The organism is Pseudoxanthomonas putridarboris, assembly GCF_038321125.1.
GTDB lineage: Bacteria > Pseudomonadota > Gammaproteobacteria > Xanthomonadales > Xanthomonadaceae > Pseudoxanthomonas_A > Pseudoxanthomonas_A putridarboris.
The window spans coordinates 523,467-549,275 of sequence record NZ_JBBWWT010000003.1; the positions used below are offsets into that span (position 1 = coordinate 523,467).

A 25,809-nucleotide genomic window follows, 5' to 3' on the forward strand; every position below is an offset into this window, starting at 1 on the left:
CCCGTGTCCCCTGCCAGTACCATCGTGTTGACGGTCCATTACGACGGCCACGGCTATGCTGCCCCGCTATCCCGGAAAGGAGACGGAGCCCATGACACGCCCCTTGCTCGCCGCCGCCTGCCTGCTGGCGCTGGCCGCCTGCCAACCCACGCCCCCGGCTCCCGGCGACGCGCCATCCGGCACGGATCCGGCCCCCGCGCCGGCCACGGCCAGCATCAACGGCCGCGCGACGTACCTGGAACGCATCGCCCCGCCTCCCGGCGCCACGCTCAGTGTGCAATTGATCGACAACCACTTGGCGGATACGCCCGCCGCGGTCGTCGCCAGCGCCGAGTTCAAGGACGCCAAGGGCCCTCCCTTCGAATTCACCCTGCCCTACGACCCCGCCAAACTGCGCGAGAACGGCGAGTACGGCCTGCACGCCGGCCTGCGCGATGCGGCGGGCAGATTGTGGTTCGTTACCGATACGCGGGTGCCGGTCACGCCGGGCGCGGCGCAACCGGTGGAATTCCGCATGGTGCGCGCCGGTGCCGAACCGGCCGTCGACGCCATCGCGCTGACCCACTGGCAATGCGGCGACCGACGCATCGGCGCGCGCTTCGACAATGCGGCCGACAACGTCGTGCTCGACATCGACGGCGAGGCACTGACGCTGCCGCAGGCGGTTTCGGCATCCGGCGCCCGCTATGCCGATGCGCAGGGCAACGAATTCTGGAACAAGGGCCGCGAAGCCACGCTGACCCTGGCCGGCAAACCGCAGCTCGATTGCAGCCATGTCGAGGAAGGCTCGCCCTGGGAGCAGGCCAAGGCCCGCGGCATCGCCTTCCGCGCGGTCGGCAACGAGCCCGGCTGGCTGGTCGAGGTCGGCAAGGGCGAAGCCCCCGCACTGGATGCCGAACTGGACTATGGCGAACGCAAGCTGCGCGTCGAACGCGTGCAGGCCACGGCCGGGGGTTTCAGCGGCACCACCGCCGACAGCGTGGCGGTCAAGCTGCTGACCCGGCGCGAAGCCTGCAACGATGGCATGAGCGACGCCACCTACCCTGCTTCCGCCATCCTGACCGTGGACGACAAGACCTACCAGGGCTGCGGCCGTTTCCTGAGCGAATGAGCACCCCATGAGCCGACGTTCCCGTTCCCGCCGGCAGTCCGGTCTTCGCCTGCCCCTGATCGCCCTGGTCGTACTCCTGCTGGCCGGGGCCGGCGCCTGGTGGTGGTCGCAGCGCGACGCCGCCCCCGAGGCCGTCCCGGCCGTGGCCGAACGGGAGGCCGGCGATCCGCAGCGGCTCAGCGGCGTGCTGCTGCCCTTGCCGCCGGTCGAAGACACGCGGCCGACCGAGTCCGCGCCCACGAACGAAGCCGCCCGCGACAGCCTGCCCGCCTTCCTGCCCGCGGAGGCGCGCCACACGCTGCGGCTGATCCGGCAGGGCGGGCCGTTCCCGCACCGGCAGGACGGCTCGGTGTTCGGCAATCGCGAAGGCCGCCTGCCGCGCCAGCCCAACGGCTATTACCGCGAGTACACGGTGGAAACACCGGGGCTGGATCATCGCGGCGCGCGGCGCATCGTCACCGGCGGCCAGCCGCCCCGCGAGTACTACTACACCGACGACCACTACGAGAGTTTCCGCCGCTTCGAAACCGGCCCCACAGGAGCCACCCCATGAGCGAATCCGGTTTCGACCCCGGCCTGGACGACGCCCGCCACGCGGGCGTCTTTTTCGTGACCGACGAGGACCTGGGTGCCCTGGCCGCCGCCGGCCGCGATGCCGGACTGCTGGCGCGCCGCATCGACCTGTCCGGCTGCGACGGCAAGTCCGCGCTGCTGCTGCGCATCGCCACCGTGCTGGATTTCCCCGACACGTCGGGCCGCAACTGGGATGCCCTGTCCGACAGCCTGCGCGATCTGTCCTGGCTGCCGGCCAATGGCTATGTCCTGCTGTTCGAACAGGCCCACGACCTGCGCGAACGCAATGAGGCCGACTTCGACACCCTGCTGGACATCCTGGACGAAGCCTCGCAATCCTGGACCCGCAACGACGTGCCGTTCTGGGCCTTCATCGCCCTGCCCGAGGACGATTTCCCCGACTTGCAGTGAGCGCGTGCCCGTGGAACGCCCACGTGTCCCGCGGCGATCTGCGAGAATGCCGCATGCTTGATTTCACCCAACTCCCGCTGGCGCCCGGCCTTCAGCAGGGCGTCGACGCGCTCGGCTACACCCGCCCCACTCCGATCCAGGCGCAGAGCCTGCCCGCCATCCTCGCCGGCCGCGACGTCATCGCGCAGGCGCCGACCGGCAGCGGCAAGACCGCCGCCTTCGGCCTGGGCCTGCTGCACCGGCTGGACGTGTCCGCCGGGCGCACGCAGGCGCTGGTGCTGTGCCCGACGCGCGAACTGGCCGACCAGGTCGCCCAGCAACTGCGCAGGCTGGCCATCGGCATTCCCAACCTGAAGGTGCTGACGCTGTGCGGCGGCATGCCGCTGGAACCGCAACTGCGTTCGCTGGAAGCGCACGACCCGCACGTGGTGGTCGGCACGCCCGGCCGCATCCAGGAACTGCTGCGCAAGAAGGCGCTGCACCTGGCCGGCGTGCGCACGCTGGTGCTGGACGAAGCCGACCGCATGCTCGACATGGGTTTCGAGGAACCGATCCGCGAGATCACCGGCAAGACGCCGAAGGAGCGGCAGAGCCTGCTGTTCTCCGCCACCTTCACCGATGCCATCCGCACGATCGCCCGCAACACGCTGCGCGATCCGCTGGAAGTCACCGTGGACGCGCCGCAGGAACAGGCCGTCATCGAACAGCGGTTCGTGCGGGTGGAGCCGGAACGCAAGCAGACCGCGCTGGCGGGCCTGCTGGCGCAGCGCGGCGTGGATTCGTGCGTGGTGTTCTGCAACATGCGCAAGGACGTGGACGAAGTGGCCGGCTCGCTGCAGCACTTCGGCTTCTCCGCGCTGGCGCTGCACGGCGACATGGAGCAGCGCGACCGCGACGAGGTGCTGGTGCGCTTCGCCAACCGCAGCTGCAACGTGCTGGTGGCCAGCGACGTGGCCGCGCGCGGGCTGGACATCGACGACCTGGCGCTGGTGGTCAACTACGACATGCCCAGCGACGCCGACACCTACGTGCACCGCATCGGCCGCACCGGCCGTGCCGGACGCGAAGGCCTGGCGATCAGCCTGTGCACGCCGCGCGAACTGCCGCGCGCCACGGTCATCGAGGAACGCCTGGGCGCGCCGCTGTCGTGGGACCGTCAGGTCCCCTCGCCGCCCAGGGCGCATGCCGCCCCGCCCGCGGCCATGACCACCCTGCGCATCGACGCCGGCAAGACCGACAAGCTGCGACCCGGCGACGTGCTGGGCGCGCTGACCGGCGACGCCGGCCTGCCCGCCGCCGCCATCGGCAAGATCAATGTCTTCGCCACCCGTACCTACGTCGCCGTGCAGCGCGACAAGGCCGGCGCGGCGCTGACCCGGCTCAACGCCGGCAGGATCAAGGGCCGCAGCTTCCGCGTACGCAAGCTCTGACGCAAACCCCTGTAGGAGCGACGTCAGTCGCGACCGCACGACTAAAAAGCCCTCAGGCCACGGATTGACACGGATGAACGCGGATAAGGCGAATCAAGGCAGGAAGGCCCTATCCGCGTTCATCCGCGTTGATCCGTGTCGAAAGGCCTTTCAGGTTCGCGGTCGCGACTGACGTCGCTCCTACAACGGGTTGGGTACAGGCAACAAAAAACGCCGGCGCTTGCGCACCGGCGTTCTGGCAACTCTGGGTTCAGCGCTGGATTACAGCGGCTGCACCTGGTCGGCCTGCATACCCTTCTGGCCCTGGACGGCCACGAACGTAACGCTCTGGCCTTCCTTCAGGGTCTTGAAGCCGTTGCCCTGGATCGCGCGGAAATGCACGAACAGGTCAGGGCCGCTCTGCGGGGTGATGAAGCCAAAGCCCTTGGCATCGTTGAACCACTTGACGGTACCGGTCTGACGGTCAGACATCTTTACTAACTCCTGGAACTAGGTTTGAAGAAAAAATCGCGGCACCGGACTATTCCGGACCGAGACTGAGTTGCAGGCGTTGGTAAAGCGGGAAGATGTAGCAGATGTATCTACCGCATCAGGCTCACGATTCACGGTGACCCTGGCAAGCACAGTGCTTGGCACTCTACTCGGGTTTTCGGACAAAAGCGAATCTTTTCGCACAATGCCGGCCGGCCGGAGCAAATCCGTGCCGGATCAAGGCCTTTGACCGCCCTTCCCCGCCCCGGAAGCGGGCTTTCCGCCGGCCCGGGGCCGGCGACGCCTTATGATGGCGCCCCTCTCTTCCCCGGTTTCCCTCCCATGGCGCCCAAGGCGACCGTCGTCAAAGCCGAACTGCAGATCAGCGACATGGACCGCCACTACTACGGCGCCCACGGCCTGACCCTGGCCCAGCACCCCTCCGAGACCGACGAACGGCTGATGGTGCGGCTGCTGGCCTTCGCGCTGCATGCGGAGGACCGGCTGGAGTTCGGCAAGGGGCTCAGCAACGAGGAAGAGCCCGACCTGTGGCGCAAGGACTACACCGGCCTGATCGAGCAGTGGATCGACCTGGGCCAGCCCGACGAATCGCGCGTCCGCAAGGCCTGTGGCCGCGCGCGCGAGGTGGTGGTGGTGAACTATGGCGGCCGCGCCGCCGACCTGTGGTGGGCGAAGAACGCCGCCGCGCTGTCCCGCCACCGCAACCTGACCGTGCTGGACATCGCCCCCGAATCCGTCGAGGCCATCACCGCCCTGATGCAGCGCGGCATGCGATTCCACGTGATGATCCAGGACGGCGAGATGCAGTGGATGACCGACGACCGCAACGTCAGCGTGATCCCGGCCACCCGCCAGACGGGCCTCGCGCGGGCCGCCTAGGGCTTGTCGCAGATGGCGCACACCCACGACGTACTGATCGTCGGCGGCGGCGCGGCCGGCCTGATGTGCGCGCTGACCGCCGGCCAGCGTGGCCTGCGCGTGCTGGTGGTGGAGCACGCCAACAAGGTGGGCAAGAAGATCCTGATGTCCGGCGGCGGGCGCTGCAACTTCACCAACACCGGCACCACGCCGGCCAACTTCATCTCCGCCAACCCCCACTTCTGCAAGTCGGCGCTGGCGCGCTACACGCCGGCCGACTTCATCGGGATGGTGGAACGGCACGGCATCGCCTACCACGAGAAGGAACTGGGACAACTGTTCTGCGACGTGTCGTCCAAGCTGATCGTGAAGATGCTGGTGGACGAATGCGCGGACGCGCATGTCCGCATCGAGACGAATTGCGGCGTCGAACGGGTGCTGCACGGCGAAGACGGTTTCCGCCTGCACACTACGCACGGTGCGTTCTCGGCCCCGTCGCTGGTGGTCGCGACGGGCGGCCTGTCGATCCCCAGCATGGGCGCCACCGGCTTCGGCTACGAACTGGCCCGCCAGTTCGGCCACGATGTGCTGCCGACGCGCGCCGGCCTGGTACCGCTGACCCTGAGCGGCAAGCACCAGGAACGCCTGCAGGACCTCAGCGGCGTGGCGCTGCCGGTGGAGGCCCGCTACGGCAAACAGGCCTTCCGCAACTTCATGCTGCTGACCCACCGCGGCGTCAGCGGCCCGGCGATCCTGCAGATCTCCTCGTACTGGCAACCCGGCGACGACCCCGCATCGGGTGCGGGGCCGGCTCTGCGGCTGGACCTGCTGCCCGGCCAGGATGCCCGGGCGTGGCTGAAGCAGCAGCAGAAGCAGCGCCCTGACGCCGAACTGAAGACGGTACTGTCGGAGGCGTTGCCGCGCCGTTTCGCCCAGCGCCTGTGCGAGGTCTGGCTGCCGAACCGGCCGATGAAGCAGTACAACGAGCCCCAGTTGCGCGAGGCCGCCGACCTGCTGGCGAACTGGCCGCTGGTCGCCAGCGGCACGGAGGGCTATCGCACCGCCGAGGTCACGCTGGGCGGCGTGGACACCGACGGCGTGTCCAGCAGCACCATGATGTCGAAACGGGTGCCCGGCCTGTTCTTCGTCGGCGAGGTACTGGACGTCACCGGCTGGCTGGGCGGCTACAACTTCCAGTGGGCGTGGGCGTCGGGCCATGCCGCGGGGCTGGCGGTCTGACGCAGCGCGGCGTTTGTCGGCGGGAAGGCTTTGCTAGGCTGGCGGAAACCGGTGTCATCTCCAGGTTCCCGCATGCCGTCGTTCTCCGCTCGCGAATCCTCCCGCCGCCATTTCCTGAAGCAGGTTTCGGCGATCGGTCTCGCCGCCGCGTTGGCGCCGTTGGCGTCGCCGTCCGCCAGCGCACGCGGCGACAGCGTGGCCACCACGCGCAGCGGCCGCATCGCCGGGCTGCGCGACCGGGGCATCCATGTGTTCCGCGGCATTCCCTATGGCGACACGTCGACGCGACGCTTCCGGCGCGCCCTGCCGGAGACACCCTGGACGGGCGTGCGCGACGCCACCCGCTTCGCCGCCTCCGCCCCGCAGCGCGGCGATGCCGACGGCCAGCCGGTCAGCGAGGACTGCCTGTTCCTCAACCTCCACACGCCCGGGCTGCGCGATGGCCGCAAGCGGCCGATCCTGTTCTATATCCACGGCGGCGGCTACAACAACGGTTCCGGCTCGCATCCGCTGTACGACGGCGCGAACCTGTGCCGCCGCGGCGACGTGGTGGTGGTGACGGTGAACCACCGGCTCAACGCCTTCGGCTATCTTTACCTGGGCGAGCATGGCGACGAACGCTTCGCCGAGTCCGGCAACGTCGGCCAGCTCGACCTGATCCAGGCGCTGCACTGGGTGCGCGAACACGCCGACGAATTCGGCGGCGACGCCAGCAACGTCACCGTGTTCGGCCAGTCCGGCGGCGGCGCGAAGATCGCCACGCTGATGGCCATGCCCGAAGCCGACGGCCTGTTCCACAAGGCGATGACGATGAGCGGCCAGCAGGTCACCGCCGCCGGCCCGCGCGCGGCCGCGCAACGCGCCGACCTGCTGCTGCGGGAAGCAGGACTGGAACCGGACGAACTCGATCGCCTGCTCGCGCTGCCGATGGCACGGCTACTGGAAGCCACGCGCGCGCGCGATCCGTCGCGCGTGGAGGACACCTCGCTCTACTTCAGTCCCGTGCTCGATTCGCGCGCCCTGCCCCGGCATCCGTTCTACCCGGACGCGCCGGCGCAGTCGGCGCGCATCCCGATGATCATCGGCAACACGCACGATGAGACCCGTGCGTTCCTCGGCGGCGACCCGGCCAACTTCGCCCTGACCTGGGAACAGTTGCCGCGGAAGATCCGCGAGCAGCAATACGTGGACCTGGCGCCGGACGTGGTGATCGCCGAGTACCGCCGGCTGTACCCCGATTACACCCCGTCCGAGGTTTTCTTCGCCGCCACCACCGCCGGCCGCTCATGGCGTGGCGCGATCATCGAGGCCGAGGAACGCGCGCGCCAGGGCGCGCCGGCCTGGGTCTACCAGTTGGATTGGAGGTCGCCGGCGGAAGGCGGCAGGCTGCGCGCCTTCCATACCCTGGACATCCCGCTGGTGTTCGACAACGTGGACGCCGAAGGGTCAAGGACGGGCACGAGCGAACGCGCGCACCGCATGGCCACGCGCATGAGCGATGCGCTGATCGCCTTCGCCCGCCATGGCGATCCCAACCATGCCGGCATCCCGCACTGGGCGCCCTACACCCTGCCCCGCCGGCAGACGATGGTGTTCGACGATGCCAGCCGGATGGAAGACGACCCGCGCGGCGGCGAGCGCCGGCTGTACGAAAGCGTGCCCTTCGTCCAGCGCGGAACCTTCTGAAACGACCATGCCGCCCCTTGTAAACGACCATGGCGCCCCTTGTAGGAGCGGCTTCAGCCGCGACCGCGCCCTGATGGCAATCAATGTCACGCGGTGACAAATGCGCCGTAGCGCATGCGGACGGCAGGTGCCACCAGGGGCGCATATCCGCGGTCGCGGCTGAAGCCGCTCCTACATAGCGACAGGCCGCGGGAAGGAATCCCGGCGCGTCAACCGCCGGACATCACCTCGGCGGCGATGCGGAAACTGCGCAGCCGCTTGTCGTGGTCGAAGATGTTCGCCGTCAGCATGATTTCATCGGGCCGGTGGCGCGCGATGAAATCGGCGATGCCCTGCCGCACGGTCTCCGGGCCGCCCACGACGGCGCAGGCCAGCGCCTGTTCCACGCCCAGCTTCTCGTGCGGCTGCCAGTAATTCTCGATGTCGTCGATCGGCGGCGGCACCAGCCCGGCCTTGCCGCGGCGCAGGTTGACGAAAGCCTGTTGCTGGGTGGTGAACAAGTGCCGGGCTTCGGCATCGGTTTCGGCCGCGACCACGTTCAGGGCCAGCATCGCGTGCGGCCTGGCCAGCCATTTCGATGGTCGGAAATCGCGGTGGTACAGCAGCAATGCCTGGTCCATCGCATCGGGCGCGAAGTGCGAGGCGAACGCGAACGACAGGCCCAGCGCCGCCGCCAGCCGCGCACTGAACAGGCTGGAACCCAGCAGCCACACGGGGACGTCCAGCCCCGCGCCCGGCACGGCGCGCACCGCCTGCCCTTCCTGCACGGGTTCGAAGTAATGCAACAGTTCCTGCACGTCCTGCGGGAACTGCTCGGAGCTGTCGAAGTAGCGGCGCAACGCGCGCGCGGTCGCCTGGTCGGTGCCCGGCGCGCGCCCCAGCCCCAGGTCGATGCGGCCCGGGTACAGCGAGGCCAGCGTGCCGAACTGCTCGGCGACCTGCAGCGGCGAATGGTTGGGCAGCATGATGCCGCCGGCGCCGACGCGGATCGTCGAGGTGGCGCCGGCCACGTGGCCGATCAGCACCGCGGTCGCCGCGCTGGCGATGCCCGGCATGTTGTGGTGCTCGGCCAGCCAGTAGCGAGTGTAGCCCCAGCCTTCCGCGTGTCGCGCCAGGTCGCGCATGTGGGCGAAGGCCTGCGTGGTGTCGCTGCCTTCGCAGACGGGCGCGAGGTCGAGCAATGAATAAGGGATCATGGGCGTTCGGATGATGACGATGTCATCGTCATGGGGACGTGCCGGGTGCGATTCCACCATGCATCGTGGGATGCTGCATCCCATCGCCCTTCCATCGCGCTACAGCAGGTGACGCAGCTCCGGCAGGTACTTCTCGGCCGAACCGGTGTTCACCGCCACCACCCGCTCGCCGCGCTTGACCAGGCCACGGTCCAGCAATTGCGGCAACGCCGCCAGGCAGGCCGCGCCCTCCGGGCCGATCCATAGCGGCTGCTGGCGCCACAGGCGTGCCACTTCGGCGGCGATGTCGGCTTCGTCCACCGCCACGGCCGCGCCGCCGCTGTCGCGCACGATCCGCAGCACGCGGAAATGGCCGACGCCACCGGGTACGTTGAGCCCGGTGGCCAGGGTGCTTCCCGCCTCCATCGCCGTCGTGTCCGCCGCGCCGCTGTCGAACGCGCGCACCAGCGGCGGCGTCGCCGCGCTCTGCACGCAGATCATGCGCGGACGGCGCGCGTCGATCAGGCCCAGCGCCTGCAGTTCGTCCCAGGCCTTGCACATGCCGAGCACGCCGGTGCCGCCGCCGGTGGGATAGATCACCGCGTCCGGCAGCGACCACCGCGTTTCCCCGGGAAGCGGTTCGGCGAGCTCCAGCCCGAGCGATTTCTTGCCTTCTATGCGCCAGCCCGGCTCCTGGAACGTCGCCACCGAGAACCAGCCCTGCGGCACGTAGTGCTCCTTCAGCCATGTACCGGACTCGCGGATCGTCGGCCCCTTCAGCACCAGCTCCACGCGATCGGGAAACCGGTGCGCGGCAGCCGCCACGCCGCCAAGAATCGGCAGCGGCGTGTCGTCGGGCATGGCCACCACCACCGACAGCCCGCCCGCCAGCGCATAGCGCACCAGTGAGTCGCCGGCATTGCCCTGCGTGGGCACCGCCAGTTTCGCCAGTCCCAGGCGGCGCGCCTGCGCGGCGACCATTGCCATGCCGCGGTCCTTGAAGCTCTGCGTGGGATTGGCGCCGAACCCGGCATGCGCCTTGCCCTCGTCCTTCAGTTGCAGGGCGATGCCGGCCCGGCTGGCGACGGGATGATGGCTGAAGTCGAGCAAGGGCGTCGCGCCTTCGTCCAGCGACACGATGTGCGCTGCGTCGCGCGGGTCGTACGCATCCAGCGCCATCAGTGCGCCGAACCGCCACATGTCGCGGCGCGCGGGGTGGTACCAGGCCGCGTCCGGCTGCTCGGCCGCGAGCCGTTCCAGGTCCAGCACCATCTCCACCGGCCGGCCGTCGACCGGATCCAGGTTCATCGGTACATCGGCCGCGTACTCGACGCTCGAGCCCAGGCCCCGCAGGCAACGCACATACGACATCGTTTTTCCTTCGGTTCGATGAAAGGTGACGGCAACCACCGACCATCCCATGGTGGGAGCGACATAAGTCGCGACAGGATCACCGGTGAAGCTTCATCGCGACTTACATCGCTCCCACAAGACGGATTCTTCAGCTCAGCAAGTCGAACGGCCCGCCCTGCTCCAATGCGCGCTGGTACGCCGGCCGCGCATGGATCCGTTGCAGGAACGCGGCCAGCTTCGGATACGACGACAGGCCCGCGCGCACGGCCGCCGCTTCCACGGGAAAGCTCATCTGGATGTCGGCGGCGCTGAACTGGTCCCCTGCGAACCAGGCGTGCCCGGCCAGTTCGCTCTCCATGTAGTCCAGGTGCAGCTTCACCTGCGGCGAGACGAAGCCGGCGAGCGCCTTGTCGGCGATGCCGCGGGCGACCGGTCGGACGAAGAACGGCATCGGCGCCTTCTTCAGCCGCGAGAAGACCAGGCTCAGCAGCATCGGCGGCATCGCCGAACCTTCCGCGTAGTGCAGCCAATAGCGGTAGCGCAGGTGTTCCGGCGTGCCCGGCGACGGTGCGAAGCGATGCGCGGCGTCGTAGCGCTCGACCAGGGTTTCGAGGATGGCGCCGGATTCGGCCAGCGTGTCGTTCCCGTCCACCACCACCGGCGATTTGCCCAGGGGATGCACCCTGCGCAGCTCCGGCGGCGCCAGCATCGTCTTCGCATCGCGCTGGTAACGCACGACCGTGTAGTCCAGCCCCAGTTCCTCCAGCAGCCAGAGCACGCGCTGCGAGCGCGAATTGTTGAGGTGGTGCACGGTGATCATGCTGGGGGCTCCAACGTCGGGTGACGCATCTTAGCGCTCCGTCTCCCCTGTAGGAGCGACGTAAGTCGCGACCGGACCCGGAAGAGGCAAGCCTGCCTGCTTGCCTGCACTGCCACGTGGCGACGCGTTCGGGCTTCGGGGTAAGCGCGGTCGCGACTCACGTCGCTCCTACACCGTTCTCCTACGAACTGCACGACAGCATGGAGCTGCCGGCGCGCTCGCGCGCCCAGTCAGGGCGGCGCTGCGCGAACCGCTCGCGGCCCGGCTGGTCGTCGTAGGGATGGCGCATCACGTCCAGCAGTTCGGCGACGCCGGACGCATCGCCGGCCTCGGCCGCATCGATCGCCTGCTGCGCCAGGTAGTTGCGCAGCACATAGCGCGGATTGGCAAGCCGCATCTTCTCGCGCCGCCCCGTCGCGTCCAGTGCGTCGTCCGCGATGCGCGCCGCATAGCCGGCCAACCATGCCCGCAATGGCCCCGCCACCGCTTCGCGCTTGCCTGCGTCGTAGAACGCATCGTCGAAGCCGCGCATGGACGGATCGGCCATGTCGGCGTCGATCAGGGCACGGAAGAACAGCGTCATGTCCACTTCGCCGGCCTGCATCAGCGCATGCAGATCCTGCATCGACACCAGGTCATCGTCGCGGCATTCGGCCAATCCCAACTTGCGCGCCACATTGTCGCGGTCCAGCCGTGCATACGTGTCCGCATAGCGTTGCAAGCCGTCCTGCAATGCCTCCACGCCATCGAACAACGGCGACAGCGCCTGCGCCAGCCGGCTCAGGTTCCACCACGCCACCTTGGGCTGCCAGCCGAAGCGGTAGCGGCGTCCCTGCGCATCGGTGGTATTGGGCGTCCAGTCCGGGTCGTAGTCGTCGATCCAGCCGTAGGGACCGTAGTCGATGGTCAGGCCCAGCACCGACATGTTGTCGGTGTTCATCACCCCATGCACGAAGCCCACCCGCATCCAGTGCGCCACCATCGTCGCCGTGCGCTCGCAGACCTCGGCGAACCACGCCGCATGCAGCGTCTCGCCCTCGCCCGCAAGATGCGGGAAATCGCGGCGGATGGTGAAGTCCACCAGTTGCCGCAGCAGGTCGGTCTCGTCGCGCGAAGCCGGCAACTGGTAATTGCCGAAACGCAGGAACGACGGCGCCACCCGGCAGACGATGGCGCCCGGTTCCGACTTCGGATGGCCGTCGTAGAACATGTCGCGGACCACGTCCTCGCCGGTCGCGACCAGGCTCAATGCGCGCGTCGTCGGCACACCCAGGTGATGCATCGCCTCGCTGCACAGGAATTCGCGGATCGACGAGCGCAATACCGCTCGGCCATCGGCGGTGCGCGAGTAAGGCGTGGGCCCGGCGCCCTTCAGCTGGATCTCCCAGCGCTCGCCGCGCGCATTCAGCACTTCGCCCAGCGTGATCGCGCGGCCATCGCCCAGTTGGCCCGCCCAACTGCCGAACTGGTGGCCGCCGTAGTTGGCGGCATATGGTTGCATGCCGGGAAGCAGGGCGTTGCCGCCGAACACCTGCGCGAATCCTGGCGAAGCCACGTCGTCCGCGGCGAGACCCAGCAACGCGGCGACTTCCGGCGAATGCGTCAGCAACCGCGGCGCCGCGACCGGCGTGGGCATGACCGACGACCACAACGCCCCACGCACTTCCCGCCGGCGCGCGCCCTGTTCCGGATCGCCCGGCAATTCATCGACGAAACGGTTGTCGAAGCGCAGCGCCTGCATGGCGGCGCTCACGCCGCTTCCGCCGTCTCGTCCGCCAACGGCTTCAGCCCGGGGTCCAGCGCCACGCGCTCGTCGAACACGAAGCAGCGGCCCTCGTAACCCAGGCCGCCGACGTCCTCGAAGTACCCCAGGATGCCGCCATCCAGTTGCAGCACGTTGTCCATGCCGGTGTCGCGCATCCATAGCGCGGCCTTCTCGCAGCGGATGCCGCCGGTGCAGAAGCTCACCACGGTGGCGTCCTTCAAGCCATCGCGATGCGGCTCCAGTGCGGCCGGCAACTCGGTGAACCTGGCGATGGGCAGCGTCAGCGCACCGGCGAAAGTGCCATGCGCCACTTCCTGGCGGTTGCGCGTGTCCAGCAGCACCACCCGCCTGCCCTCGTCGTCGTGCCCTTGGCGCAGCCAGCGCGCCAGCGTGGCGGGCTTCACGTCCGGCGCGCGCGCGCGCAGCGGCGTGGTGCCTTCGCGGCGGAAGCTGATGATCTCCGGCTTGGCCTTGACCTTCAGCCGGGCGAAAGGCTGCGTGCGGCTTTCGCTGTACTTCACACGCAGCCCGGCGAAACGCGCGTCCTGCCGCAGCGGTACCAGGAAGGCCTCGATGGCATCGGCATCGCCCGCCAGGAAGAGGTTTACGCCCTCCCCGGCCACCAGCACCGTGCCGCGCAGGGCCAACGATTCGGCACGCGCCCGCAACTCGGCCACCAGCGTGTCCGGTTCGTTGATGGGCGTGAAGTGGTAGGCGGCGATGTTGGTGACCATGCGGCATTTTACCGTCCGTCGGCCGGCACGCTCTTCATTCAACCAATCGGTTGACAATTAGCAGGCGCGATGAAATGCTCAACCACATGGTTGAACATGACTCTCCTCGACTGGATGCGGTCTTCCACGCCCTGGCCGATGGCACCCGGCGGCGCATGCTGCGCAGCCTGGGCGGCCACCCGCGCAGCGTCGGCGAACTGGCCGCGCCTTTCCGTATATCGCTGGCCGCCGCCTCCAAGCACATCAAGGTGCTGGAACGCGCCGGGCTGGTGACGCGGCAGATCCAGGGGCGTACGCACCTGTGCCACCTGCAACCGCAGGCGCTGGCCCAAGGGCAGGCCTGGCTGCGCTACTACGAACAGTTCTGGAACCAGCGCCTGGATGCGCTGGAAGCCGCGCTGCAGGCCGAGGAACCACCACCCGTGGTTTCCACGCGATCCCGGCGCAAGGGAAAACCCGCATGAGCTTATCGCCCACCATCGATACCGTCGAATGGCCGACTACGCATCCCGTACCGAACACGGCTGGCACACCATGCTGGATGCGCTGCATGCCCTGTTCGCCTGAACCTGGAGCACCGCGATGAACGACAGTTACGGCACCCTGATCGCCCCGGACACCTTGCGCCTGCAACGCTCGTTGCCCGGCCCCATCGAACGCGTCTGGCAATACCTGACCGAATCCGGGCCGCGCAGCCGCTGGCTGGCGCGTGGCGAAATGGATTTGCGGCCGGGCGGCGAAGTGGAACTGATGTTCCAGCACGACCAGCTGTCGGAGGAACAGGTCCCCACGCCGGAGCGTTATCGCACGGACGATGGCTGCCATCGCCAGCAGGGTCGCATCCTCGCGTGCGAGGCGCCCCGCCTGCTCAGCTTTACCTGGCGCGAAGCCGACGGCGGCGATTCCGAAGTGCGTTTCGACCTGGCGCCGGAAGGCGACCGCGTGCTGCTGACCATCACCCACAGCCGCCTGCGCAGCCGCGGGATGCTGCTCAGCGTGTCGGCCGGCTGGCATGCGCACGTCGGCATCCTGGTCGATCGGCTGGAAGGGCGTGAACCGCGCAGCTTCTGGCCCGCGCACGAGCGGCTGGAAGCCGAATACGACCGGCGCCTGCCGCGCCAGGCCGCGTAGGCCACGCGGTCAGAGCAGCAGGTAGGGCAATGCCAGCGTGAGGCCCAGCACCAGCGCGATGGCCGCCAGCATGCCCAGCACGTAGAGCGGCCGCGCCTTCAGCAGGCCGAGGAAGGTTTCGGCACGGCCTTCGCGCGATGCGGCAGCCTGTTCTTCTCGGGCCTGCGTGCGGCGCTGTTGCTGGTAGTCGGCCATCAGGGCCTTCGCCCGCGCCAGTTGCTCCGCGTCCTCGATCCAGAGGCCGCCGGCGGAAACGCCCCATGGGCTGGGCGGGGTCTCGTAGAAGTCGATGGCATGCCGATGCAAAAATCCGCGCACATCATCGGCTTCGTCAGCGGGTACGTTGCGCAGATTGAGGAAGAGTTTCGCCATGCCGACAGTCTAACGGCTGTGGTTCTCATCACCGACAGCAGGGCGACGTTGCGCATGTTCGTCCGCGAAGGCGCCCACGTCCGCCCGGCCGGCGGCCGCTCGCCGGCTCGCCTGCAGGCCGCCGAGATCCTCCAGGGCAGCGGGAAGGCATCCATCGCCAATTGACATGCGGCTCGCTGGTGGATTGAGGCGGCGCGTCCGCCGGCCCACGGGATGCGCTACCCTGCCGCCCCGCCCGAAAGGATCCGCCGATGCGTTCGCTGCTGCTCGCCCTGACTATCGCCCTGCTCTCCGCCTGCACGCCTCCCGGTCCGCCGCCCGGCGGCAGCGTGGCCGAACTGCAGCGCATCGACCACCAGGCCGGCAGCGGCGACACGGCCACTTCCGGCAGCGATGTCACCGTGCACTACACCGGCTGGCTGTACGACGAAAAGGCGCCGGACAAGCGCGGCGAGAAGTTCGACAGCTCGGTGGACCGCGGCCAGCCCTTCACCTTCCTGCTGGGCGCCGGCCAGGTGATCCGCGGCTGGGACGACGGCGTGGCCGGCATGAAGGTGGGCGGCAAGCGCACCCTGCTGATTCCGTCGGACTACGGCTATGGCAGCAAGGGCGCCGGCGGCGTGATCCCGCCGAACGCCTCGCTGGTGTTCGAGGTGGAACTGCTGGGCGTCAAGCCGCGCTGACACGGAGTTCTCGCAGGAACACCCCACGGACGCGATGCTTTGTTCACCGGAAACCGATACCACGCAATCGGAACCCTTCGCACGCATGCCCTGTAGGAGCGCCCCATGGGCGCGATGCTTCTTGCTTGCAGGCGGCGAAGAGCATCGCGCCCATGGGGCGCTCCTACAAGAAGGGTCAGGGCTCCACCGGCGCCAGCCGCAGGTCGTGGAAATCGAAACTGAAGTCGGTCAATGGCGAAATGGCCTCCATCCGCGCCTCGCGCAGGCTGCCATCGGGTTTCAATGCGTAGGTGATGAACGCATCGGCATTCAGCCAGCGCTTGCGCCAGCGCACCACGAAGGTGTCGTGCTGCCAATGCCGCAGGTCGCCCACCAGTTCCGGGGTGCGGCTGAAGCGCAGCACCAGTCCATCGCCCTCCTTCGCCACCACCACGTCGCCGTACCACGGATCACGCAAGGTGCCGGCGTAGCGGTCCAGCGGCAGCGATGGGCGCGAATCCGCATCGCGCGCCTCCTGCAGCTTGCGCCAGTGTTCGTCGGCATCGTCCCTGGACTGCGCCACCTGCGCCCGATAGGCCGCCAGCCAATCCGTGCCGGTACCGGCCAGGTAGGCGTCCAGCACCTTCATCGTCACCGCGTTGAACGCGGCGCCGGTTTCCTGGTTGGTCAGCACCACGATGCCCAGTTTCTGCTCCGGCACCAGGGTGACGCGCGAGACCATGCCCGGCCAGCCGCCGGTATGCCAGACCAGCTTGCGGCCCCGGAAATCGGAGACCATCCAGCCTTCGCCGTAACCCAGGAAGTCGGGCCTTGCGGCCTTCAATGCCTCGACCTTGGGTTCGGCGATCGGCATCGGCGTGACCAGCGACCACATCGCCTTCTGCCGCTCCGGCGAGAACAGGCGCTGCTCGCGACCATGCGCATCGCGGTACGCACCGCCGGCAAGCTGCGCGTTCATCCAGCGCGCCATGTCCGAGACGCTCGAATACAGGCCGCCCGCGCCCGCCACGTTCGCCCAGGTCATGCGCGGCGCCGGTTGCAGGTCGGTGAAGTCGGCCTTGGCGTGGCCGGTGGCGACGTTGTCGCCCGGCTTCAGCGCATCGCTGTTGTAGCGGGTCTCGCGCATGCCCAGCGGCTGGAGGATGCGCGTGCGCAGGAATTGCTCGTAACTCTGCCCGCTGGCCTGCTCGATCACCAGTTGCGCCACGCCGTACAGGATGTTGTCGTAGGCGTAGCGTTCGCGGAACCCGCCGGTCAGCGGCACGTCGCGCAGGCGTTCGGCCACCTCGCGGTTGCTGTAGGTGGTGGCGGGCCAGAACAGCAGGTCGCCCGCGCCCAGGCCCAGGCCGCTGCGATGGACCAGCAGGTCGCGGATGCGCATCTCATGGGTGACATAGGGATCGGCCATGCGGAACCACGGCAAGTGGTCGATGACGCGGTCCTCCAGCTTCAGCTTGCCCTCGTCGGCCAGCATCGACAGCGAGGCGGCGGTGAACGCCTTGGTGTTGGAGGCGATGGCGAACATCGTGTGTTCGTCCACCCGCGTGGCCTTGCCCAGTTCGCGCTCGCCATAGCCGCGCGCCAGCACCACCTCGCCGTCCTTGACCACGGCCACGGCGATGCCGGGAACGTCGAAGGCCTGGCGCACCGATTCCACGTAGGCATCGAAATCGTGCAGCGGCTCGGATACCGGGACCGGCTGGGCGTGGACGCCCACGCTGGCGAACAGGCAGAGCAGCCACAGCGATGGCCGGCGCAGCGCGGCCAGGACAGGGAACGTCATGCGTCATCCATCATCGGAACCAGCGTGGGACGATACCGCATGCCCGCACCGCTGTGCGCCGTGCCGGTGGGCAGGGCCGCGCACGGCATAATGGGCGGATGACCCACGCACGGACTCTTCCGCCCCCTGCCCGCACGCTGGCGATCGTCGGCGGCGGCCCGGCGGGCCTGATGGCGGCGGAAGTCGCGCGCGCCGCAGGGCTGGACGCGGATCTGTACGACGCCAAGGGTTCGGTGGGCCGCAAGTTCCTGATCGCCGGCAAGGGCGGATTGAACCTGACCCATTCCGAGACCTTCGACGCATTCGCCACCCGTTATGGCGAACGGCGCGACGAGGTAACGGCCTGGCTGCGCGACTTCGACGCCGATGCATTGCGCGAATGGGCGAAGGGATTGGGCGTGGAAACCTTCGTCGGCACGTCCGGGCGCGTCTTCCCCGGCGACCTGAAGGCCGCACCGTTGCTGCGCGGCTGGGTGCGCCGCCTGCGCGAACAGGGCGTGCGCTTCCACGTGCAGCACCGCTGGGAAGGCTGGGACGAAGAAGGCGCACTGCGCTTCGCCACGCCCGAAGGCGAGCGACGCGCGAAGCCCGATGCCGTGGTGCTGGCGCTGGGCGGCGGCAGTTGGCCGGAACTGGGTTCCGATGGCGCGTGGGTGCCGGTACTGGAAGAGAACGGCATCGCGGTGGCGCCGCTACGGCCCTCCAACTGCGGTTTCGACGTCGGCTGGAGCGAGCACCTGGCCAGCCGCTTCGCCGGCGCGCCGATCAAACCTGTCGTCGCGTACTGGCGCGATGCCGCCGGACACGAACAACACCGCCAGGGCGAATGCGTCGTCACCGCCACCGGCATCGAAGGCAGCCTGGTCTATGCGCTGTCGCCCGCGCTGCGCGATGCGATCGCACGCGATGGACAGACCACCCTGCACCTGGACCTGTTGCCCGGGCGGGACGAATCCGATCTCCTGCGCGCGCTGGAGAAGCCTCGCGGCTCGCGCAGCTTCAGCGAACACCTGCGCCGCCAGGCGGGGCTGGGCGGCGTGAAAGCCGCCCTGCTCCACGAAGTGCTGGACAGGTCCCGATGGCAGGACGCCGCCGCCCTCGCCCGGGCGGCCAAGCGTCTGCCGCTGGTGCTCAAGCGTGCCCGCCCGATGGAAGAAGCCATCAGCACGGCCGGCGGCATCCGTCTCGAAGCGCTCGATGACGCACTGATGATCCGTGGCCGGCCCGGCGTATTCGCGGCGGGCGAGATGCTGGACTGGGAAGCCCCGACCGGTGGCTATCTGCTCACCGCCTGCTTCGCCAGTGGCCGCCGTGCCGGGCTTGGCGCGGTGGCGTGGCTGGCGAAGCAGGCATCCAGCTGATTGGTCGCCCGCAGGGGCTGTGGCGTTGCATCACGGGATGCGGGCTACAGCGGCTGCGGAGCGTGTGCGAAAGATACGATTTGTGGTGTTGAATTCTGGTTAGCTTTTGGCGGCAATTCGATGACATGCGCCGGACTTGTGAACGCGTGCGCAATACGCGCGCGTCCGTTCAGACCGCCGCGGTCACCACGATCTCGACCAGCCAGCCCGGGTTGGCCAACTGCGCCTGCACGGTGGCGCGCGGCGGCGCATGGCCCGCGGGTACCCATTCGTCCCAGACGCGGTTCATCGCGTCGAAGTCGTTCATGTCCTTCAGGAAGATTTCCGCCCGCAGGATGCGGGTCTTGTCGGTGCCGGCGCGGGCGAGCAAGGCATCCACTTCGTCCAGCACCTGCCGGGTCTGCCCGCAGATGCTGTCGGCGGTGTTGCCGGCCACCTGCCCGGCCAGATAGACCGCGCCGTTGTGGATGGCCATTTCCGAAAGGCGCTGGCCCACGTCGAACCGCTGGATCATGGCATTCACTCCCTGGCTTGGACTGACCGCAGCTTAGCGCCGCGCGCCATCCACCGCACGCGTGGGCGAAGCCGCCCGCCAGAGCCAGCGCCCACCCACCGCCATCGCACCGACGATGAACGCGATCAAGAGCTTCTGCACCCAGCCCCTGCCCGCCGGCGGCCAGAAGGCGTGCAGCCACAGCAAGCCATAGCAAGCCAGCGCCCAGCCGATCGCCAGCGGGAAATGGCGTCGCCAGTAAGCATCCAGGCGGAACCGCCATGCTTGCAGCACCATGCCGGTGGTGACGAACAGGAACGCCGAAATGGCACAGGCGTGGTGGAACCACTGGTGGAAGTCCGGATCGATGGCCGGCAGCCATGAGTCCCCGATGGCCACGCCGCTGAGCCCCAGCGCACCGGCGCAGAGCAGGCCCAGCGGCGCCGCACTGCGCGCCGATGCCTGCAGGCTGGCGTCCAGCCCGAGGGCCAGGAGCACGATGGCCACGGCCAGCACGCAGTACAGCGTGCGCAGCCCCAGCCCGTAGGGGCCCAGCAGGTAACGGCTCAACGTGGCGCTCTGCCACGGCAGGTCCTGGCGGATGAACTGCAATGCCAGCGCGGTGGCGAGGAAGGCCAGCGCCCCCAGCATGGCCGCCATGCCGCTGGCGCGGATCCAGCGGGCCGTCACGGGGGGCATGGAAGCGGCGGACAGGTCGATGGCTGGCATCCGATGGGGGACTCGATGGTGGCGGAGCCGCGATTATCGCAACGTTGGCGCCCAGGTTCGCGCGTGGCTCAAGAAACCGCGTGATCGGCCGATGTGGGTGACAGGCATTCCGGCCCGACCGGGGCGGCTGCGCTCCGTGGAACCGTTTGCCCTAATATGGCCACCCCCGGCGCCTGCCGGGACCGGCCGCCACGAGCAGGGAACTCCTCGCGCCCATGCGTTCTTCCACCCAGGTGCCCGCGTCCGAGCATGTACGGCATGCCCAGCGCCTGCCGCGGCGCATCCATCGCCTGCGGATGCTGGGCATGGGCCTGGCCGCCATTCCGATCGGAGCGGTGCTGCTGGAGAACCAGGCCTCGTGGATCGGCTGGACATGGCTGGCCTTTACCGCGGTGGCGTGGCCGCAACTGGCGCTGTGGCTGGCGCTGCGCCACCCGCAGCCCTACCGCGGCGAGATCCGCAACCTGCTGTTCGATTCGGTGCTGGCCGGCATGTGGGTGCCGATGATGGCCTTCAACCTGTTGCCCAGCGTGCTGCTGGTGACCCTGGCCACGGTGGACAAGATCAGCACCGGCATCGACCGGCTGTGGCACTGGTCGCTGCCGTTGATGCTGGCCGGCGCCTTGCTGGCCGGCGTGGCCACGGGCTTCGAATTCCACCCCGCCACCAGCATGACGGTGATGGTGGCCTGCCTGCCGATGCTGCTGATCCACACCATCGCCGTCAGCCAGGCCAGCTACCGGCTGGTGCGCAAGGTGAAGCGGCAGAACCGGTTGCTGGACGAACTGAGCCGGCGCGACACCCTGACCGGGCTGGATTGCCGCCGCCACTGGCAGGAACAGGCGGCCCTGATCCTGCAGCAGTGCGCCGACAACGGCGAAGCCGCCACGCTGATGATGATCGACGTCGACCACTTCAAGGCCATCAACGACCGCCATGGCCACGCGGGCGGCGACGACGTGTTGCGTGCCACCGCCAGCGTGATCCGCCACAGCATCCGGAGCATGGACTGCGCCGGGCGGCTGGGTGGCGACGAGTTCGCGGTGCTGCTGCGCGGCACCGACCTGCAGGCCGCCGAAGTGGTCGCCCGACGCATCCTGCAAGGAGTCGAGGCCATCCGCGTGGACAATGCGCCCGGCCTGCGCTGCACGGTCAGCCTGGGGCTGGCCAGGGCGGACGATCCGGCGCGCGGCTTGCGCGCCTGGCTGGAAGCCGCCGACCGCGCGCTCTACCGCGCCAAGAGCAGCGGCCGCAACCGGCTGGAAGTGCATGGCCTGGGCGGTGGCAACGGGGCTGCCCCGGCGACCGCGGGCTGACCTCCCTTGCTTGATGCCCGTCGGCCGCCGGCGTGGCGGCGGTCTCCAGGGCCTGAAGGAAAAGGCAGCGGCCGCAGGCCGCTGCCGGCCGGATATCAGGCGCCGATCTGTTCGACGCGGCCCTCGCGCTGCGGCAGTTCCAGCACGTTGCTGCCGCCCTCGCGCGGATGTTCCTGCGCGGGCTCGTGGATGCAGATGCGGTTGCGGCCCAGGTGCTTGGCGCGGTACAGCATCTTGTCGGCCTGCGAGAGCAGCTTGGCCAGGCTGTAGCCGGCCATGGTGCTGGAGGTCACGCCGAAGCTGCCGGTGATGGCGAAGGTGTGGCCGGTCTCCTTGGTGTCGATCTGCGCCAGGCGCACGCGGCAGTCGTCGGCCACGCGGGCGGCGGCGCGCAGGTCGCAGCCATACATCAGGATGGCGAACTCCTCCCCGCCCAGCCGGCCCAGCACGTCGATGCGGCGGCAGAAGCCCTTGCAGGCCTCGGCCACCTGCTTCAATGCCCAGTCGCCGGTTTCGTGGCCGTAGCGGTCGTTGATGTTCTTGAAGTGGTCCAGGTCGAACATGATCAACGCCGCCTGCTCGCCGTTGCGCGCGCATTCGGCCAACGCGCGCTCGGCCCGCAGGGTGAAGTGATGGCGATTGCACACGCCGGTCAGCGCATCGGTCTCGGCCATCTTCTTCAGCGACAGCTGCACGCGCTTGATCTTGAACGCCCAATAGCCGATGGACGCCACCAGCACGATCAGCAGGATGACGATCAGGCGGGTGTTCTGGGCCTGCAGCTGGTCGACCTGGCGCTGCTGCTGCAGCATCTGGTTCTGTTGGTCCAGCAGGCTGATCTGCTGGGTTTTCTGCAGCGTCTCTTGTCGGACAATCTGATAAGCAAGCTCACGTGCCTTGACTTCATTGAGGTATGCCTTGTCAGCCTGAGAATAGCTCTGATATGCCCTCAGTGCTGATTGTAGATCGCCTCTTTGTTCCGCGACTTCATAGAGCGTGCGATAGGCCTTAACGAGCGGAAGGCTGCTGGTAACACTCGCACTCTGCGCCAGAACACCCTGCGAGTAGAGTTCCGCCGATGCGGCATCCCCTTTTTCCAGGGTTAGCTCCGCCAAGAAGGCCTTGGCCTCTGCGATTAGATGCGGGTAACGGGTCCTCTCGATCTCGGGAAGATGCTTCCTCAACAAACTGATTGCGCGCTCGGAATCGCCGAGGTCAGCCCACTTGCGTGCCAGCGCTATCCTGATGAAGTTGGCTGCTGCGAATTCCTTCTGACGGACGCACTGATCGATACCCTTGTAGATATCGCCGTCTTCCGTGGGAAGCAGCCCGAGATGCTGCTTGGCCTCCACCTGAACTTGGGTAGCCAAGCACTGCGTCCGGCCATCGGGTACATCGGCCAGAATGCGCTCGACATACTCCAACGCCTGCCTGGATTGTCCGATCTGCTGGTTCATCACCGCAGCCACACCCAGTCCTTGATGACGTATCTGCTTTGAACGCACCTTGGGCAGATCCTGAAGGACTTGCTCAAGCTGACGCAGCCCTTCTGTGAACTGCCTGTTGAGCGCGTATGCGTTCACCATTAGCATGTTGGCGCGGAAACGAATGTCGCCATCCTTTGCGGATTCCGCCAAAGATCGCGCCATTGGCAGCCCATTCTCGATGCGTCCCTCGAAAATAAGCGAGTAAGCATTGAGGTAGGTGATGCGTTCTTTCTGGTCCGCAGTGGCTTGATCGCTTTGGTCATTGATTTGACCCAGCAATCTTTGAAACAACTTCGGATCGGAACTGCGCGCGACTTCAGCCTTGACCAGCAAATCATCCAATGGAGCCGCTGCGAACACAGGACCACACAAAACCATCATGGCGATGGCTAGCCAAAGACCACGTATTTTCCAGCGCGCAAACATAGTCCTACTCCTTTGCTACATCGCGCCCCCTCCTCATTATTCCTCGGCGGGAGGGGCCTCTTCTTCCGGCACATCGGCTTCCTGCGGTTGTTCGTCCTGCTTGTCGGGCTGCTTGTCGGGGGCCCAGATCATGCACATCATGCTCGCTCTTCCACCCAACAGGTCGCGGAGTACAGCCCGATCTCGGGCCTTGAGCGCACCGGCCTCAGCCTCGTCCAGCGCAAGCGCATCGATCGCAGCTTCATATTCCGCATCTGACATATGGCGGGCCTGTGCATTGCGACCCATGGCTTCAATGAACTGGATGGTGCTTGACACGAATACCCCCTGAATTTGGACGGTCTATTTCAGCCTGCGGACAGCCACTAAGCCTTACCCCCAAGGCCGTACGCGGGAACCTGAGGGAAGATAACCGGTTTTCCTCACACTAACCAGAGTTGCTCCGCCCACTCGTCGGACCCGCAGGCTCAGAGGGGGGCAAGCCCTGCTTCCTCTTCAGCCAGCCGAGACAGCCGGGACGTCACTTCGAGGTTGGGCTCCAAAGACCGGCCTGGGGGAATCACCAACGTGGTCTCGGCATTGAGACTGGCGTGTGGCAGCTGTCGCAGCAACATGTGCTCCATCCTGGGAGGATACAAGGGTAACGTGGCCGCTTCATAAGCAATGACATCATGGTCGAGAGGGTAATCTGCTGCCAGCAATTCCAACAGTACCTCGCGATAAAGATCCCCGGTGCCCACTCGCGTCAAGGTCGGATCCCCGGCAATACCCACCTGCCAGAGGATCAAATAGGCGGAAGGATCCACCCGGCGCCGATAGAACATGAACTGGCTCGCTTCGTAATGCTGGCAGCCAAATGTTCCCGGATCGATCCCAAGGTCGGCATAAAGGCAATCCTCAGCCGAAACCGCGGCTTCCATTACTGCATCAAAGCCCTCTTCCTTTGCTCGGCTGATCGCCATATGAGGGACACAGGCGAAAACACCAGGATGCCCATAGAAGGCTCCGCATACCTGCTTGCCGGCACGCACCTCCACAAGCATGGCGGCCACCATCTCACGGTAGGCCAGATTCCGCGGCTTGCCCTCCCCATAATACGGCTGCAGGCTCCTGACGTCCCGATGCATCTCCTGCACCCACAACTCCACCAATGGGTCGGAAACAGCTGCGAAGACGACGTCGGCCTTCTCAATGAAGCTGCGAGCCCGTGGCGCGAGGTGTGCGCCCAGCGTCATTCCAAGCCCTACACACGCCAGACTGCCTTTACTCATTTCACTCGCCTTCACACTCCAAAGAGGAATTGCCCAGTAACCGAGCGCTGCCTGATATCTGCCCATCGGATATCATGCCGGCATCTACGTATTCTTGTCTTCGCCAATGAAACGCCATGCCCGCAAGTCTGATGCGCATTCTATGCTCATATCCTGTGAGAACCGAGAGCGAGCCATCAAACGCGTCCACGCCTCATTGCCATGCCGGTGACGGCACAAGATCTGCACAGAACCATGTTCTTCAAACGCCAACCGGACCAGCATTTCCAATACCAGTGAACCCACTCCGCGTCGCTGCCATTCAGGCGCCACCATGATGCCCAGTTCCACATTCGATACTCGCTTCATCAGGGCTGCTATACCTATCTTGAAACCCTCCGCCGATAAAATGAGCCAACAACGAAAATCCGCGTCGGCTTTTTTATTTGCGTCGCAGGCCAGGAAAAAAGCATCACCCGCTGTCTTGGCCGACCAAGGCTCGCCGATACTGCGCATGACTTCCGGATCTGCGTAAAGGTCCGTGTAAAAATCTTTATCGCGTTCATCCAACGCGCGAAGCAGGAGACGCGGTTTGTGCGGTGCATTCATCATGTCGCCGCATGCACCTCGATCCACGTCACGGCGACTCCACCATCACCGACAACTCCGGCGTGGTTCTGTGGATGATCTTCATCGACTCGGCGTTGCGGTGTTTCCATATCCTTCAGTCGATCTAGGTCGAGACGTTGGTCGAACTGAGGCATAGCAATGCCGGATCACCGGCCATGCCCTGCAAAGACGTCGCAGCCTGATCACCGGATGGCTTTCGGCATGGCGCCTGCACCAGCCATCGATCAATTTGTGCCTGGCTGGCCGGCACGGTAGCCACTCGGCTGAGCACAGCCGCCCAGCGATGCCTCACCTGCTTCAACATCGTTTCCCCACCCCCGCATCATCCCTTCCCCATCCCGAATCATGGCGGTGGCACGGCCATGGCGTCCAGCTATCTGGCCTGCTGCCGATTTCACAGACACCTAGTTTAGGTGCAATGATGAAATCGGAGGTGGTAAATGGCAAAGCGGACGTTCACGCCCGAGTTCAAGCTTGAGGCGGTAAAGCTGGTCCGGGAAC

General features: G+C 67.2%; 27 protein-coding genes. 13 read left to right on the forward strand and 14 right to left on the reverse strand.

Going from position 1 to position 25,809, the window contains the following annotated elements; all coding sequences use genetic code 11:
• Window positions 1-91: 91 nt before the first annotated feature.
• The 4 genes from AAD027_RS09810 to dbpA are packed head-to-tail and all read left to right on the forward strand — an operon-like array spanning window position 92 to window position 3,525.
• Entirely contained in the window at window positions 92-1,111 is a 1,020-nt protein-coding gene (locus AAD027_RS09810) for a YbaY family lipoprotein (RefSeq protein WP_341725833.1), read from the forward strand.
• A gap of 7 nt (window positions 1,112-1,118) precedes the next feature.
• Window positions 1,119-1,664, forward strand: a complete 546-nt coding sequence (locus tag AAD027_RS09815; protein WP_341725834.1) for a guanyl-specific ribonuclease — start codon at window positions 1,119-1,121, stop codon at window positions 1,662-1,664.
• Window positions 1,661-2,095 (forward strand): barstar family protein, encoded by a 435-nt coding sequence (locus AAD027_RS09820; RefSeq protein ID WP_341725835.1) that lies wholly within the window; start codon window positions 1,661-1,663, stop codon window positions 2,093-2,095. Before AAD027_RS09815 ends, AAD027_RS09820 begins: the two co-directional genes overlap by 4 nt.
• Window positions 2,096-2,148: 53 nt before the next feature.
• Window positions 2,149-3,525, forward strand: a complete 1,377-nt coding sequence (gene dbpA / locus AAD027_RS09825) for an ATP-dependent RNA helicase DbpA (protein ID WP_341725836.1) — start codon at window positions 2,149-2,151, stop codon at window positions 3,523-3,525.
• 261 nt (window positions 3,526-3,786) lie between these two features.
• Here dbpA and AAD027_RS09830 read toward each other — a convergent pair whose 3' ends face one another.
• Window positions 3,787-3,996, reverse strand: coding sequence for a cold-shock protein (locus AAD027_RS09830; RefSeq protein ID WP_267792783.1), 210 nt, complete (start codon window positions 3,994-3,996; stop codon window positions 3,787-3,789).
• A 342-nt stretch (window positions 3,997-4,338) separates the two neighbouring features.
• On the opposite strand from AAD027_RS09830, the gene AAD027_RS09835 reads away from it, so the two are divergent.
• The 3 genes from AAD027_RS09835 (at window position 4,339) to AAD027_RS09845 (ending at window position 7,800) form a co-directional block, all read left to right on the forward strand.
• A complete protein-coding gene (locus AAD027_RS09835; protein ID WP_341725837.1) occupies window positions 4,339-4,896 on the forward strand; it encodes a YaeQ family protein in 558 nt (185 codons plus the stop codon).
• Between the two features lie 12 nt (window positions 4,897-4,908).
• Complete coding sequence (locus tag AAD027_RS09840) at window positions 4,909-6,114, forward strand: BaiN/RdsA family NAD(P)/FAD-dependent oxidoreductase (RefSeq protein ID WP_341725838.1); 1,206 nt, start codon at window positions 4,909-4,911, stop codon at window positions 6,112-6,114.
• 72 nt (window positions 6,115-6,186) lie between these two features.
• Window positions 6,187-7,800 carry a carboxylesterase/lipase family protein gene (locus tag AAD027_RS09845; protein ID WP_341725839.1) on the forward strand — a complete coding sequence of 538 codons (1,614 nt, stop codon included), beginning with the start codon at window positions 6,187-6,189 and terminating at the stop codon, window positions 7,798-7,800.
• 209 nt (window positions 7,801-8,009) lie between these two features.
• Here AAD027_RS09845 and AAD027_RS09850 read toward each other — a convergent pair whose 3' ends face one another.
• The 5 genes from AAD027_RS09850 to AAD027_RS09870 all read right to left on the reverse strand — a co-directional run bounded on the left by AAD027_RS09850 (window position 8,010) and on the right by AAD027_RS09870 (window position 13,647).
• The gene (locus tag AAD027_RS09850; RefSeq protein WP_341725840.1) at window positions 8,010-8,996 is read right to left on the reverse strand and encodes an LLM class flavin-dependent oxidoreductase; all 987 of its coding nucleotides are present in this window, start codon (window positions 8,994-8,996) and stop codon (window positions 8,010-8,012) included.
• A gap of 99 nt (window positions 8,997-9,095) precedes the next feature.
• Window positions 9,096-10,346 (reverse strand): threonine synthase, encoded by a 1,251-nt coding sequence (locus AAD027_RS09855; RefSeq protein ID WP_341725841.1) that lies wholly within the window; start codon window positions 10,344-10,346, stop codon window positions 9,096-9,098.
• A 130-nt stretch (window positions 10,347-10,476) separates the two neighbouring features.
• On the reverse strand, window positions 10,477-11,148 hold the full coding sequence (locus AAD027_RS09860) for a glutathione S-transferase (RefSeq protein WP_341725842.1): 672 nt from the start codon (window positions 11,146-11,148) through the stop codon (window positions 10,477-10,479).
• Window positions 11,149-11,329: 181 nt separating this feature from the next.
• Window positions 11,330-12,889, reverse strand: a complete 1,560-nt coding sequence (locus AAD027_RS09865) for a protein adenylyltransferase SelO (RefSeq protein ID WP_341725875.1) — start codon at window positions 12,887-12,889, stop codon at window positions 11,330-11,332.
• 8 nt (window positions 12,890-12,897) lie between these two features.
• Window positions 12,898-13,647: a sulfurtransferase gene (locus AAD027_RS09870; protein ID WP_341725843.1), complete on the reverse strand. Its 750-nt coding sequence runs from the start codon at window positions 13,645-13,647 to the stop codon at window positions 12,898-12,900.
• Between the two features lie 86 nt (window positions 13,648-13,733).
• On the opposite strand from AAD027_RS09870, the gene AAD027_RS09875 reads away from it, so the two are divergent.
• Entirely contained in the window at window positions 13,734-14,111 is a 378-nt protein-coding gene (locus AAD027_RS09875; RefSeq protein WP_341725844.1) for an ArsR/SmtB family transcription factor, read from the forward strand.
• A 118-nt stretch (window positions 14,112-14,229) separates the two neighbouring features.
• Entirely contained in the window at window positions 14,230-14,778 is a 549-nt protein-coding gene (locus AAD027_RS09880) for an SRPBCC family protein (protein WP_341725845.1), read from the forward strand.
• 9 nt (window positions 14,779-14,787) lie between these two features.
• Here AAD027_RS09880 and AAD027_RS09885 read toward each other — a convergent pair whose 3' ends face one another.
• Entirely contained in the window at window positions 14,788-15,150 is a 363-nt protein-coding gene (locus tag AAD027_RS09885; protein ID WP_341725846.1) for a DUF6164 family protein, read from the reverse strand.
• Between AAD027_RS09885 and AAD027_RS09890 the strand changes: the two genes are divergently transcribed.
• Together AAD027_RS09890 and AAD027_RS09895 are read left to right on the forward strand one after the other, a co-directional pair.
• Complete coding sequence (locus AAD027_RS09890; RefSeq protein WP_341725878.1) at window positions 15,073-15,315, forward strand: hypothetical protein; 243 nt, start codon at window positions 15,073-15,075, stop codon at window positions 15,313-15,315. The genes AAD027_RS09885 and AAD027_RS09890 overlap by 78 nt on opposite strands.
• Before the next feature lie 86 nt (window positions 15,316-15,401).
• On the forward strand, window positions 15,402-15,833 hold the full coding sequence (locus tag AAD027_RS09895; RefSeq protein WP_341725847.1) for an FKBP-type peptidyl-prolyl cis-trans isomerase: 432 nt from the start codon (window positions 15,402-15,404) through the stop codon (window positions 15,831-15,833).
• 175 nt (window positions 15,834-16,008) lie between these two features.
• On the opposite strand, the gene AAD027_RS09900 is transcribed toward AAD027_RS09895, so the two are convergent.
• Window positions 16,009-17,616 (reverse strand): serine hydrolase, encoded by a 1,608-nt coding sequence (locus tag AAD027_RS09900; RefSeq protein WP_341725848.1) that lies wholly within the window; start codon window positions 17,614-17,616, stop codon window positions 16,009-16,011.
• Between the two features lie 98 nt (window positions 17,617-17,714).
• Here AAD027_RS09900 and AAD027_RS09905 point away from each other — a divergent pair, with 98 nt between their 5' ends.
• Window positions 17,715-18,977 carry a TIGR03862 family flavoprotein gene (locus AAD027_RS09905; RefSeq protein WP_341725849.1) on the forward strand — a complete coding sequence of 421 codons (1,263 nt, stop codon included), beginning with the start codon at window positions 17,715-17,717 and terminating at the stop codon, window positions 18,975-18,977.
• Between the two features lie 169 nt (window positions 18,978-19,146).
• On the opposite strand, the gene AAD027_RS09910 is transcribed toward AAD027_RS09905, so the two are convergent.
• Both AAD027_RS09910 and AAD027_RS09915 read right to left on the reverse strand, forming a co-directional pair.
• Complete coding sequence (locus AAD027_RS09910) at window positions 19,147-19,491, reverse strand: RidA family protein (protein ID WP_341725850.1); 345 nt, start codon at window positions 19,489-19,491, stop codon at window positions 19,147-19,149.
• A 33-nt stretch (window positions 19,492-19,524) separates the two neighbouring features.
• Window positions 19,525-20,199 (reverse strand): DUF998 domain-containing protein, encoded by a 675-nt coding sequence (locus tag AAD027_RS09915; RefSeq protein ID WP_341725851.1) that lies wholly within the window; start codon window positions 20,197-20,199, stop codon window positions 19,525-19,527.
• 215 nt (window positions 20,200-20,414) lie between these two features.
• On the opposite strand from AAD027_RS09915, the gene AAD027_RS09920 reads away from it, so the two are divergent.
• Complete coding sequence (locus tag AAD027_RS09920; RefSeq protein WP_341725852.1) at window positions 20,415-21,515, forward strand: diguanylate cyclase; 1,101 nt, start codon at window positions 20,415-20,417, stop codon at window positions 21,513-21,515.
• A 95-nt stretch (window positions 21,516-21,610) separates the two neighbouring features.
• Here AAD027_RS09920 and AAD027_RS09925 read toward each other — a convergent pair whose 3' ends face one another.
• From AAD027_RS09925 to AAD027_RS09940, 4 genes are all read right to left on the reverse strand, one after another.
• Complete coding sequence (locus AAD027_RS09925; RefSeq protein WP_341725853.1) at window positions 21,611-23,428, reverse strand: sensor domain-containing diguanylate cyclase; 1,818 nt, start codon at window positions 23,426-23,428, stop codon at window positions 21,611-21,613.
• Between the two features lie 36 nt (window positions 23,429-23,464).
• On the reverse strand, window positions 23,465-23,746 hold the full coding sequence (locus tag AAD027_RS09930; protein WP_341725854.1) for a hypothetical protein: 282 nt from the start codon (window positions 23,744-23,746) through the stop codon (window positions 23,465-23,467).
• A 149-nt stretch (window positions 23,747-23,895) separates the two neighbouring features.
• Window positions 23,896-24,699, reverse strand: a complete 804-nt coding sequence (locus AAD027_RS09935) for an SAM-dependent methyltransferase (protein ID WP_341725855.1) — start codon at window positions 24,697-24,699, stop codon at window positions 23,896-23,898.
• Between the two features lie 84 nt (window positions 24,700-24,783).
• A complete protein-coding gene (locus tag AAD027_RS09940; RefSeq protein ID WP_341725856.1) occupies window positions 24,784-25,290 on the reverse strand; it encodes a GNAT family N-acetyltransferase in 507 nt (168 codons plus the stop codon).
• Between the last annotated feature and the right edge of the window lie 519 nt (window positions 25,291-25,809).

Bases quoted from the DNA above. Each gene is read 5' to 3' on its own strand.
- AAD027_RS09900 (WP_341725848.1), bottom strand. From the start codon at position 17,616: ATGACGTTCCCTGTCCTGGCCGCGCTGCGCCGGCCATCGCTGTGGCTG.
- AAD027_RS09865 (WP_341725875.1), bottom strand. From the start codon at position 12,889: ATGCAGGCGCTGCGCTTCGACAACCGTTTCGTCGATGAATTGCCGGGC.
- AAD027_RS09920 (WP_341725852.1), top strand. From the start codon at position 20,415: ATGCGTTCTTCCACCCAGGTGCCCGCGTCCGAGCATGTACGGCATGCC.
- AAD027_RS09850 (WP_341725840.1), bottom strand. From the start codon at position 8,996: ATGATCCCTTATTCATTGCTCGACCTCGCGCCCGTCTGCGAAGGCAGC.
- AAD027_RS09840 (WP_341725838.1), top strand. From the start codon at position 4,909: ATGGCGCACACCCACGACGTACTGATCGTCGGCGGCGGCGCGGCCGGC.
- AAD027_RS09880 (WP_341725845.1), top strand. From the start codon at position 14,230: ATGAACGACAGTTACGGCACCCTGATCGCCCCGGACACCTTGCGCCTG.
- AAD027_RS09820 (WP_341725835.1), top strand. From the start codon at position 1,661: ATGAGCGAATCCGGTTTCGACCCCGGCCTGGACGACGCCCGCCACGCG.
- AAD027_RS09905 (WP_341725849.1), top strand. From the start codon at position 17,715: ATGACCCACGCACGGACTCTTCCGCCCCCTGCCCGCACGCTGGCGATC.
- AAD027_RS09940 (WP_341725856.1), bottom strand. From the start codon at position 25,290: ATGATGAATGCACCGCACAAACCGCGTCTCCTGCTTCGCGCGTTGGAT.
- AAD027_RS09855 (WP_341725841.1), bottom strand. From the start codon at position 10,346: ATGTCGTATGTGCGTTGCCTGCGGGGCCTGGGCTCGAGCGTCGAGTAC.
- AAD027_RS09875 (WP_341725844.1), top strand. From the start codon at position 13,734: ATGGTTGAACATGACTCTCCTCGACTGGATGCGGTCTTCCACGCCCTG.
- AAD027_RS09895 (WP_341725847.1), top strand. From the start codon at position 15,402: ATGCGTTCGCTGCTGCTCGCCCTGACTATCGCCCTGCTCTCCGCCTGC.
- AAD027_RS09860 (WP_341725842.1), bottom strand. From the start codon at position 11,148: ATGATCACCGTGCACCACCTCAACAATTCGCGCTCGCAGCGCGTGCTC.
- dbpA (WP_341725836.1), top strand. From the start codon at position 2,149: ATGCTTGATTTCACCCAACTCCCGCTGGCGCCCGGCCTTCAGCAGGGC.
- AAD027_RS09835 (WP_341725837.1), top strand. From the start codon at position 4,339: ATGGCGCCCAAGGCGACCGTCGTCAAAGCCGAACTGCAGATCAGCGAC.
- AAD027_RS09885 (WP_341725846.1), bottom strand. From the start codon at position 15,150: ATGGCGAAACTCTTCCTCAATCTGCGCAACGTACCCGCTGACGAAGCC.
- AAD027_RS09870 (WP_341725843.1), bottom strand. From the start codon at position 13,647: ATGGTCACCAACATCGCCGCCTACCACTTCACGCCCATCAACGAACCG.
- AAD027_RS09925 (WP_341725853.1), bottom strand. From the start codon at position 23,428: ATGTTTGCGCGCTGGAAAATACGTGGTCTTTGGCTAGCCATCGCCATG.
- AAD027_RS09915 (WP_341725851.1), bottom strand. From the start codon at position 20,199: ATGCCAGCCATCGACCTGTCCGCCGCTTCCATGCCCCCCGTGACGGCC.
- AAD027_RS09830 (WP_267792783.1), bottom strand. From the start codon at position 3,996: ATGTCTGACCGTCAGACCGGTACCGTCAAGTGGTTCAACGATGCCAAG.
- AAD027_RS09810 (WP_341725833.1), top strand. From the start codon at position 92: ATGACACGCCCCTTGCTCGCCGCCGCCTGCCTGCTGGCGCTGGCCGCC.
- AAD027_RS09910 (WP_341725850.1), bottom strand. From the start codon at position 19,491: ATGATCCAGCGGTTCGACGTGGGCCAGCGCCTTTCGGAAATGGCCATC.
- AAD027_RS09935 (WP_341725855.1), bottom strand. From the start codon at position 24,699: ATGAGTAAAGGCAGTCTGGCGTGTGTAGGGCTTGGAATGACGCTGGGC.
- AAD027_RS09815 (WP_341725834.1), top strand. From the start codon at position 1,119: ATGAGCCGACGTTCCCGTTCCCGCCGGCAGTCCGGTCTTCGCCTGCCC.
- AAD027_RS09845 (WP_341725839.1), top strand. From the start codon at position 6,187: ATGCCGTCGTTCTCCGCTCGCGAATCCTCCCGCCGCCATTTCCTGAAG.
- AAD027_RS09890 (WP_341725878.1), top strand. From the start codon at position 15,073: ATGCCGATGCAAAAATCCGCGCACATCATCGGCTTCGTCAGCGGGTAC.